The sequence below is a fragment of the Aeromicrobium sp. genome, from assembly GCF_014378035.1.
GTDB lineage: Bacteria > Actinomycetota > Actinomycetes > Propionibacteriales > Nocardioidaceae > Aeromicrobium.
Genome location: NZ_JACMOM010000027.1, coordinates 1 through 8,878, shown reverse-complemented (window position 1 = coordinate 8,878; position 8,878 = coordinate 1). Strand labels below are relative to the sequence as shown.

The 8,878-nt window shown below is 67.3% G+C and carries 11 protein-coding genes and 2 pseudogenes; 1 reads left to right on the top strand and 12 read right to left on the bottom strand.

The window, feature by feature from the left end:
- The 9 genes and pseudogenes from H7290_RS01685 to H7290_RS01645 all read right to left on the bottom strand — a co-directional run.
- Window positions 1-650 (bottom strand): formate--tetrahydrofolate ligase (locus H7290_RS01685; protein ID WP_290512281.1); only part of this gene is annotated, 650 nt, incomplete at its 3' end.
- 140 nt (window positions 651-790) lie between these two features.
- A pseudogene (locus H7290_RS01680) lies at window positions 791-1,347 on the bottom strand (IS3 family transposase); the annotation flags it as partial.
- A 43-nt stretch (window positions 1,348-1,390) separates the two neighbouring features.
- Window positions 1,391-1,732: a hypothetical protein gene (locus H7290_RS01675; protein ID WP_290512280.1), complete on the bottom strand. Its 342-nt coding sequence runs from the start codon at window positions 1,730-1,732 to the stop codon at window positions 1,391-1,393.
- A gap of 35 nt (window positions 1,733-1,767) precedes the next feature.
- A complete protein-coding gene (locus tag H7290_RS01670; protein ID WP_290512282.1) occupies window positions 1,768-2,385 on the bottom strand; it encodes a TMEM175 family protein in 618 nt (205 codons plus the stop codon).
- The gene (locus H7290_RS01665; protein ID WP_290512279.1) at window positions 2,385-3,077 is read right to left on the bottom strand and encodes a CDGSH iron-sulfur domain-containing protein; all 693 of its coding nucleotides are present in this window, start codon (window positions 3,075-3,077) and stop codon (window positions 2,385-2,387) included. The genes H7290_RS01670 and H7290_RS01665 overlap by 1 nt, the downstream gene beginning before the upstream one ends.
- Window positions 3,078-3,096: 19 nt before the next feature.
- Window positions 3,097-4,101 (bottom strand): hypothetical protein, encoded by a 1,005-nt coding sequence (locus tag H7290_RS01660; protein ID WP_290512278.1) that lies wholly within the window; start codon window positions 4,099-4,101, stop codon window positions 3,097-3,099.
- A gap of 149 nt (window positions 4,102-4,250) precedes the next feature.
- Window positions 4,251-4,883, bottom strand: coding sequence for an isochorismatase family protein (locus tag H7290_RS01655; RefSeq protein WP_290512277.1), 633 nt, complete (start codon window positions 4,881-4,883; stop codon window positions 4,251-4,253).
- Between the two features lie 44 nt (window positions 4,884-4,927).
- Complete coding sequence (locus H7290_RS01650) at window positions 4,928-5,470, bottom strand: YceI family protein (protein WP_290512276.1); 543 nt, start codon at window positions 5,468-5,470, stop codon at window positions 4,928-4,930.
- Between the two features lie 31 nt (window positions 5,471-5,501).
- Window positions 5,502-6,260: a pirin family protein gene (locus H7290_RS01645; RefSeq protein ID WP_290512275.1), complete on the bottom strand. Its 759-nt coding sequence runs from the start codon at window positions 6,258-6,260 to the stop codon at window positions 5,502-5,504.
- Window positions 6,261-6,289: 29 nt separating this feature from the next.
- Between H7290_RS01645 and H7290_RS01640 the strand changes: the two genes are divergently transcribed.
- Complete coding sequence (locus H7290_RS01640; protein WP_290512274.1) at window positions 6,290-6,790, top strand: MarR family transcriptional regulator; 501 nt, start codon at window positions 6,290-6,292, stop codon at window positions 6,788-6,790.
- Here H7290_RS01640 and H7290_RS01635 read toward each other — a convergent pair.
- From H7290_RS01635 to H7290_RS01625, 3 genes and pseudogenes are all read right to left on the bottom strand, one after another.
- A complete protein-coding gene (locus tag H7290_RS01635) occupies window positions 6,702-7,127 on the bottom strand; it encodes an IS3 family transposase (protein ID WP_290512273.1) in 426 nt (141 codons plus the stop codon). The two genes, H7290_RS01640 and H7290_RS01635, sit on opposite strands and share 89 nt — an antisense overlap.
- 19 nt (window positions 7,128-7,146) lie before the next feature.
- Window positions 7,147-8,579: pseudogene (locus H7290_RS01630) on the bottom strand (IS30 family transposase).
- Window positions 8,580-8,640: 61 nt separating this feature from the next.
- On the bottom strand, window positions 8,641-8,878 hold a 238-nt coding region (locus H7290_RS01625), incomplete at its 5' end, for a hypothetical protein (protein ID WP_290512272.1).

Genomic DNA, 8,878 nt, shown 5'->3' with positions numbered 1-8,878 from the left:
CGCACCCGCAGGTCGGCCAGGGAGGTGGTCAGCGCGAGCACGGCCATCACCTCGCTGGCGGCGGTGATGTCGAACCCGGTCTGCCGCGGTACACCGTCGGCGCGACCGCCGAGCCCGACGACGATCTGCCGCAGCGCCCGGTCGTTGACGTCCAGCACGCGTCGCCAGGTGATGTCGTGGTGCGACAGGCCGGTCGGGTTGCCGTGGTGCAGCGAGTTGTCGAGCATCGCCGACAGCAGGTTGTGCGCTGCCGTGACCGCGTGCGCGTCGCCGGTCAGGTGCAGGTTGAGCGGCTCCATCGGCACCACCTGGCTCAGGCCGCCGCCGGCCGCACCGCCCTTGATGCCGAAGACCGGGCCGAGCGAGGGCTGGCGCAGGGCGATGGTGCAGCGCTTCCCGAGGTGGCCGAAGGCCTGCCCCAGCCCGACCGTCGTCACGGTCTTGCCCTCACCCAGCGGTGTCGGTGTGACGGCGGTGACGACGACGTACCTCGCTCGCGGCCGGTCCTGGAGCTCCCCGACGGCCGCCAGGTCCACCTTGGCGACCCCGGTGCCGTATGCCTCCAGCAGGTGCGCGCCAAGACCCATGCCGGCGGCGACGGCCTCCAGGGGACGCAGGACGGCGCCGCGGGCGATCTCGAGGTCGTTCATCCCACCCGCCGGACGTCCTGCGGCTGCTCCGTGACCTGCACGACTGACCTCCTCCTGCGCGCCACCCGTCGGCGCGACGGGTCATCCTGGACGACTCTCGCCGACCTCGCCTGTCGGGAGGCGAAGATCTCGGCCGTCGGGCACAGCCGCCACACGCGGTTCTCCGAGGCGGTGATCCCGACGTCGGTGAGCTCATCGGTCAGGAACCGGTAGCCCAGGGTGGGGTCGTCCTCGTGAATCGACAGCAGCCTGTCGATGCCGTGCGCGTCGTCCCAGTCCCGCTGACTGACGGGGCTCTTGAGCCACTTGTAGTACGCCTGGGTCGAGCGGCCCAGCACCCCACCGCCACCGCCACCGCGACCCTGATCGGGGTGCTGGCCGCGGCCAGTTCGCGGACGAGAGGGAAGACTATTTTCCCGGCAGGTTCGCCTGCAACAGGTAGGCAGCAGCGCGCCGCAGAACCTCGTTCTCCTGCTCCAGCAGCCGGATCCGCTTGTTCGCCTCACGTAGCTCAGCCCGATCGCCGTCGGTCAAGCCGGGGCGCTTGCCGTCCTGGACGTCCGCGGCCTTGAGCCAGTTGTGCAGGCAGCCTTCGCCAGATCCCGAAGTCCTTGGCGATCTGGTTGAGCGGAGCGTCGGCCGTACGGGCGACTGCCACGACGTCGTCGCGGAACTCCTTGGGATAGGGCTTGGCCACGATCGGCATCCCTCCAGCGAGGACGAACCTCACAGGTCAGGTGTCAACCAAACTCTGGGAAGACCCGAAGTTGATGCCGTAGCCGCTGCGGCGGATCTGGCCGGTCGCGCTGAACCCGGCGCGGGTGACGCCGTAGCCGTCGTTCGTAGTCGGCAAGATCGGCGACGACCGTCACGAACTTGTCTGCCGGAAGACCACGCTGCACCTCGAGGTCGCGTGCCTTGGTGAGCCCGACGGGAGAGATGTCTACGGCGGTGACCTGCCATCCTTGTTCGGCGAGCCAGACGCCGTCGCGGCCTTCTATGTCCCCGAGGCACAAGACGTTGCCGAATGGCAGGTGGTGCGCGTTCGCGGTGAGGTAGTCGTTAGGTGCGCTGGCGTACATGTAGGTATCGGTGCGATAGGGCTGGTCCTACATGCTCATTTGGTAACTCCAGTGTCTGGCGGCGGGGCGTTGTGCGGGTCGGCGAGGTAGCGCTCGATCCGACGGTCGGGGATGAGCCAGATGAGGGTGACGGCGGCGAAGACGCCGATGGCAAGCAGAGGTGCGATGGTGGCTGCGCCGACACCCAGGAGGCAGCCAGCGAGCGAGACCAGGCTCTTGTTGCCGGTTCCGACTGCGTCGCGATAGCGGGTGCCTTCGGTCGGTCCGCGTTCGATCGTCATTTCAAGGGTCCAGAAGGCGAAGCCGGCGAGGAGCAGGTTGATGCCGTACACGATGGTCGGTGCACGGGCGATTTCGGTCTCTGCCATCCAGTTGGTGGTGAATGGGAGCAGCGACAGCCAGAACAGCAGATGGAGGTTGGCCCACAGCACGGACCCGCTGACCCGGTCGACGAGCTGGAACAGGTGGTGGTGGTTGTTCCAGTAGATCCCGATGAACACAAAGCTGAGGACGTAGGCGAGGAAGCGGATGCCGGTGGCGTCCCAGAGGGCTCGCAGGGTTGGGTCCTCGGGGGTTCGGAGTTCGAGGACCATGATCGTGATGGCGATCGCGAGCACCCCGTCGGAGAACGCCTCGAGGCGATTGGTTCGCATCACGGGGTGGCCGTGGCGCCGTCGTCGCGGAAGTCGATGTCGCGGTGTGTTCCGTCGCAGAGCGGTTTGTTGTTCGATGCACCGCATCGGCACAGGGTCACGCGGTTGCGGGTTTCGAGCATGGTGCCGTCGGCGCGCTGCATGGTGACGCGGCCGGTGACGTGGAGCGGTCCGTCGGCGATGACGACGACGGCGGGGCGCAGGTCGGGTTCGATGTCGTCACCGTCCGCTTCGAGCCGGTAGGTCAGGGCGCCGGACGGGCAGCGTTCGACCATGTTGATCACCTGGGCGCGCACGATGCTGTCATCGGTTCGGGAGCCGTCCATCTCATTCCAGACGCTGGTGACGCTGTTGCCACAGAAGCCGGCGTGGACGCAGATCGAGCGGTCGTCGCGTACGACGAGTCGGGTGCCTTCATAGGTGGTGGCGCGTTCGTCGTAGCTGGTCGTCGGCGCAGTTTCGGTGCCGTCGAATCCGACGCGTGCATGGGCGCCGTCGCAGAAGGGCTTGTTGGCCGATTGGCCGCATCGGCACAGCGCGTAGACCGCTCGGGTGTCGAGGTGGGCGGTGGTCTCGGTGGTGATTGGTTCGCCGTGTTCGGTGACCACGGAGCGCCGGCGCACGAGTGGAAGGTCACGGACGATGTAGGGGCCGTCGGGTTGCGCGGTGATGTCGGTGTCGTGTTCGGTCATGGTGAAACCCCTCGGCGGGTCAGGTGGCGGACTGAGTCGGTGTGGTCTGGTTGCGGTGGGCTGCGAGCGCTCGCATGAGCGCGATGGATGCGATCGCCCAGATCGTGAGCGAGGCGATCACGCGGGCGAGGTCGTGTCCGCCGAAGTAGGTGGCGTCGCGGATGCCGGTGAGCGCGATCCCCATGGGCAGCAGGCTGCGGAACGGGGCGATCCATGCAGGAAGGAACTCGCCGGGGAGCAGGCCCCCGCTGGCGTTGCCCAGGGTGATCAACACGACGGTCGCGATGACCGTGCCCCACGCCCGCGAGACGCGAAGGCACAGGGCGCTCGCCGCGGACGTGGCGAACGACGCAGCGGCGAGGATGAGGGCGACGTGGAGGTGTCGGGTGGTGATGGTGCCGGTGCCGACGCTGGCGATCATGGTTGTCACGCTCGCGGCGATGACGGCGAAGACGGCGGCACTCGCCCAGTGCGACGTCAGAGTGAGACCGATGCCGGTGTTGACCGATCCGATCGCGAACAGGTAGCTGGCAAGGACGACGCCGAACACGAGGTAGAAGATCGGGAGGCCCGCGGCGTCGTCGGGGCCGAGGGAGAGGTGGTCGACCGTCGCGAGCTGGTCGCCGTCACCGACGCCGGCGGTGTCGAGGAGGCCGACGATGGTGTTATTGACGGTCGGTCCGTTGGCGCCGGCGAGATGCACGGTGGGGGCGTCGCCGGTGAGGTCGACGACGGCGTAGGTGTCGTTGACGCGGAGCCGTCGGAGACTGTCGTCGAGGTTCGTTGATGTGCGCAGCGAGATGTAGCCGTCAGCGGTCGTGTCGAGCTGTGCCTGTTGCTGTTCGGATGTGGTCGAGCCGTTGACCAGGTCGACCGTGAGGTCGCGTGGCTGGGGGGAATGGGTGCTGATGAGCAGCAGCGCGACGAACGAGGTGGCGATGATCGTTGCCTGGATGATCGGCAGGACGAACCCGCGGCTGGTGGCGGTGGTTCGCCACGTCGGGCGTAGCGGTTCGATGGTCACGGGTGAGTCCTGGTGTTTGTGGGGGCGCGGGTCGCGACGAGCCGGCGGGTGCGAGCACTGACGACAGGTCCGCCGGCCCGACGATGGCCACGATTGCTGTGTGCGTCGTCCTCGTCGAGCCGGGCGGGAACTGGGTCGTTGTGTGGGTGTTAGCGGAGGTTGCCGCGGTCGAACGCGGCGTACACGGCTTCGATACCCATGGCCTCGAAGAACCCCTGCGATGCCGGGTTGGTGTAGTCGCCGAGCATGGCGGTGATCATCGGGGTGACGGTCATCATCTCGATGCCGGCTGCGGCGAGCAGGTCGCGGCTGTTCTGGGCGCCGATCTTCGTGCATGCCGCGGAGATGTCCATGAGCGCGACGACAGTGAAGCCTTCGGCTGTTGCTGACAGGGCGGGTGGGACGAGGCATACGTCAGTGGTGAGACCACCCATCAGCAGATTGGTGCGACCAGTGGCCCGCACCGCGGCCACGAGGGCGGGATCATCCCAGGCGTCGATCACGCCGACGCGCTTGATGCGCTTCTCGTAGGCGTCGGGAACGATGTCGGCGAACTCGGGCAGCAGCGGGCCTTGGGCTTCGGTTTCGAGGCTGCTGGTCAGCACGATCGGGATGCCTGCCGAGGAGGCGAAGCGGGTGATGACGCGGGTCCACATCTTGAGCTGGTCGCGTTCGTCGGGGTGGAGTTCGCCGGCCCAGCCGATGGTGCCGACTTGGTGGTCGACGAGGACGAGGGCGGTGTTGTCGATGGTGAAGGCGCGGTGGCCGGTTCGTTCGGTCATGGTGGTACTCCGGGGATTGGGGGGGTGTTGGGGGTTGGGTGGGATCAGCTGCTGGGGACGGCTTGGATCTCGAGCTCGACGGTGACCTTGTCGCTGATGAGCATCCCGTCGAGGCCGACGGGGGCGTTGAAGTTGATGCCGTAGTCGCTGCGGCGGATCTGGCCGGTCGCGCTGAACCCGGCGCGGGTGACGCCGTAGCCGTCGGTGGTGACGCCGTGGAACTCGAGATCGAGCTGGACGGGCTTGGTGATGCCGTTGATGGTGAGCTCACCGCGCAATGACGTCTCGGTGACCGCGGTCGACACGAACGTCATCGTCGGGTGGGCGGCGAGGTCGAAGAAGTCCGTGCTGCGCAGGTGGCCGTCGCGCTGGGGGTTATTGGTGTCAATCGAGGACAGGTCGATCTCGGCGTGCACGGCGCTGGCGAGGCGATCAGCACCGATGGTCACGGCGCCGGAAAAGGTGTTGAACCGGCCTCGAACCTTCGACAGGCCGAGGTGCCGGACGGTGAAGCTGACTTCGCTGTGGGCAGGGTCGATGGTCCAGGTGCCGGCGATGAGTTCGGTCGGCTGTGTGGCGATGGTCATGGGTGTGCTCCTTGTGGGTGGGTGGGTCGGGTCAGCGCTGACGGACGGGCTGGTAGGACGGGTGGTTGGGGACGGAGACGACAAAGACGTCAGTGGCCCCAGCTGCGTTGATCTCCAAGGTGGTATTGCCGTTGAGGGTGAACGCGTCGTCCGCACCCACCATGGAGTCATTGACGGTGGCCGCACCGTTGATCACGTAGCCGAGGGTGAAACGGTCGGCTCCGACGTCGACACGGGCACTCGCGCCGGCGTCAATGGCGATGCGGCGCACGACGAGTCCTTCGGTGTGAGCCTCGACCGGGCCGTCGCCGCTGATCAGATCGGTGACGGTGGCCCCGGCGACGGTGCGCGAGGTGAAGCGGGCTGCCGGGTAGTCGGTGTAGGAGGGTTCCAGGGCCAGCGCAGCGTGGTAGTCGGGGTCGAACCAGATCTGGAACGCCCGCGACCCCTTCGCCACCCGTTCGTTGTGTGAGATCCCCGAGCCCGACCGGATGATCTGCACGTCACCGGCGTGCAGCGTCGCCCACTTGCGAGTCGCGGTGTCGTAGTGCGAGTTCTCTCCTTCGAGGATGAAGGTGGCGATCTCGAAGCCCTCATGACGATGGAGCCCGAACTCGAAGTCGCCGACGAACCGACTGTGGGACCAGTAGAAGAGCCCAGCCGAGAGTTCGCCGGTCGAGGTGCGGCCGCCGACGACTGGCTTGTTGGCCTGCATCACGCCGCCGAGCGCGGGCGGCTGGAACTGATCGAGTCGGTGGAGGACCGACACGCCCTGTGCGAATGTTGTCATGTCAATGAAAGTAGACGGACGGTCGTGACATGTCAACAACCATCTATGCTGGCGTCATGGAGCCACGATGGCTGGACGAACGCGAGGACCGTGCTTGGCGCGGCTTCCACCGGATGCGCACCGAACTCATCGGGCACCTCGCCCGTCAGCTCGCTCGCGAATGCGGACTCACCGAGGCCGAGTACCTGATCCTCGTCGCGGTCTCCGAGGCGCCCGGCCGTCGCATCCGCTCGCGGGATCTGTCTCGTGCGCTCGACTGGGAACGCAGCCGTCTGTCACACCAGATCGCCCGCATGGAGCAGCGCGGGACTGTCGGTCGCGCTCCGTGCGACGGTGACGGCCGGGGATTCGATGTCGTCCTCACCGACGACGGGCTCGCTGCTATCGAGGCTGCCGCACCGCTGCACCTCCAAGCGGTCCGCCACTGCTTCGCCGACATCCTCACCCCCGCACAGCTCGACGCTCTCGGCGACATCGCCGAAGCAGTCGACGATCACCTCGCGCAAGAGGGCGCGGCGCATCGTCCATGAACCGTCCCGGTTCTCGTGCCGTCTTCTTGTTCGCGGCGTCACTGGTCGGTGAGCAGGTTGGGAGAGCGTAGAAGGTCTGCTCGTACTCCTCGGGACTGAGGTAGTCGAGCTCGCTGTGGAGCCGGTCGTTGTTGTACCAATGGACGTAGTTCATGGTCAGGGCTTCTACGCCGGCGAGCTGCCGGAGCGGGCCGGTCCGGAACGGCGAGCCGGTCGCAGCGGCCTCGTTCTTGAACAGCCCGAACACGGTCTTCGCGGCGGCGTTGTCGTACGCGTCCCCGACCGACCCGATGGAGGCCGAGAGGCACTGCAGGGCAGAGGTTTCGGTGAACCGCACGGACGTGTATTGCTTGGGTTCAACCGGTCGTTGCAACACTTGCTTGGTGGAGCGACCGTAGTTGCTCGTCGAGGATCCCGGCGGGGGTCTTCCACCCAAGGACTTTGCGGGGTCTGCTGTTGATGGCGTTCTGGACGACGAGGAGGTCCTGGCTCCAGCGGGACAGGTCGGTGCCCTTGGGGAAGTACTGCCGCAGCAGCCCGTTCGTATTCTCGTTCGTGCCGCGCCGCCACGGCGATTGCGGGTCGGCGACGTAGACCGCGATCGGGGTGTCGATTTTGAACTGGGCGTGGGCGGAGAGTTCCTTGCCGCGGTCCCAGGTAAGCGAGCGGAGCAGCAGCGCCGGCATGGTGGTCATCGTGGCTTGGAGAGCGTCTTTCATCGCGATGGCACCGTAGCCGCCCAGGGCCGGTCCGTTCTTGATGGGAGGGACGATGTCGTAGCCCTGCATGCGGGGCAGGTGCACGAGCAAGGTGTAACGACTGGTGCGCTCCACGACGGTGCCGATCGCAGACCGGCTCAGCCCGATGATGAGGTCACCCTCCCAGTGGCCGGGGACCGCCCGGTCCTCGACTTCGGCAGGTCGCTCGCTCAGGACGACGTCCGCGGTGACGTGTCCGGTCGGCCTGTTGCGCAACCGCTCCCGGGGCTTGCGCAACGCGCGTCCCGTGCGCAGGCAGGCCACCAGCTCGCGCTTGAGCGCGCCGCGTCCCTCGATGTAGAGCGCTTGGTAGATCGCCTCGTGACTGATGCGCCTGTCCTCATGGTGGGGGAAGTCGACGAGCAGGCGATGGGAGATCTGCTCCGGGCTCCACGCCGTGGCCCAGCGTCGGTCCGCGCGGTGCGGCTTGTTCAAGCCCTTCCAGGTCGTCGGCGGGCCCGCGACGACCGGCCAGTCTGGGTGCTGCAGTTGTCCGCTCAGCCGCACCTGCACGTATTCCTTCAAGCCCAGGTTGGTGAGGAGCTTCGCCGGCTTGGGACGCCTGGCCGCGGTCTGTGCTTCCCCTTGCGCGACCGTCGCCCGGTGCTCGGGTTTGCCGCCTCGGGCCGCGAAATTGCGTCTGAGTTTTGCGCGAGATCGTTCCCGGGTCGCGGTGGAGCTCACGGGCGATCTCGCGAACACCCCGGCCCCGGGCCTTGAGCAGGCCCAGTTCTTCGTGTTCCTCAAACGACAGGTAGCGGCCGGTCGGCTCGGACAGGCTCAGGGGCGGCATGCCGCCAGCGTGTCGAAACCAACGCGACCCGACGGCCACGGACACGCCGATCTCGAGTGTGGCGTCTTCGGTGCACTTGCCTTGGGAGATCGGGCGCCAGAACGCTCGCCCGGTCCGCCTGCTGCTGACGTCGTGCCACCGGACACCCCCGTGATCGAACCGCTGTCACTGAAGTGGGCCTCCTTCGAATGAACTGCACTGTCACCGGTACATGTCCGGACGACCTCGGTCTGCTCACTCACGCGGATCTTGCCCGCAAGAGTTCGCTGGGCGCGCACAAGCAGCGCCAGAATCGCGCGCTAGGTGGTCTTCTGCACCACCGGGGGGTGCCGTTCCCGGTTGGGTGGCCGCCGACCAGAAGCCCCCGTGACGACCCCGCCGACGCGGACCCCGCAGGTGATCGCACCCGCCCCGGTGCAAGCACGTGCCGAGGCTGCTTCAGCCGCCCGCCCGCTGGCGAAGCCGAACAGCTCGGAGCGACCAGGCGGCCGGCTTTGCTCGGTGCGGCGGGCCGTCGCTGAGTCTTGCCGGCGCAGT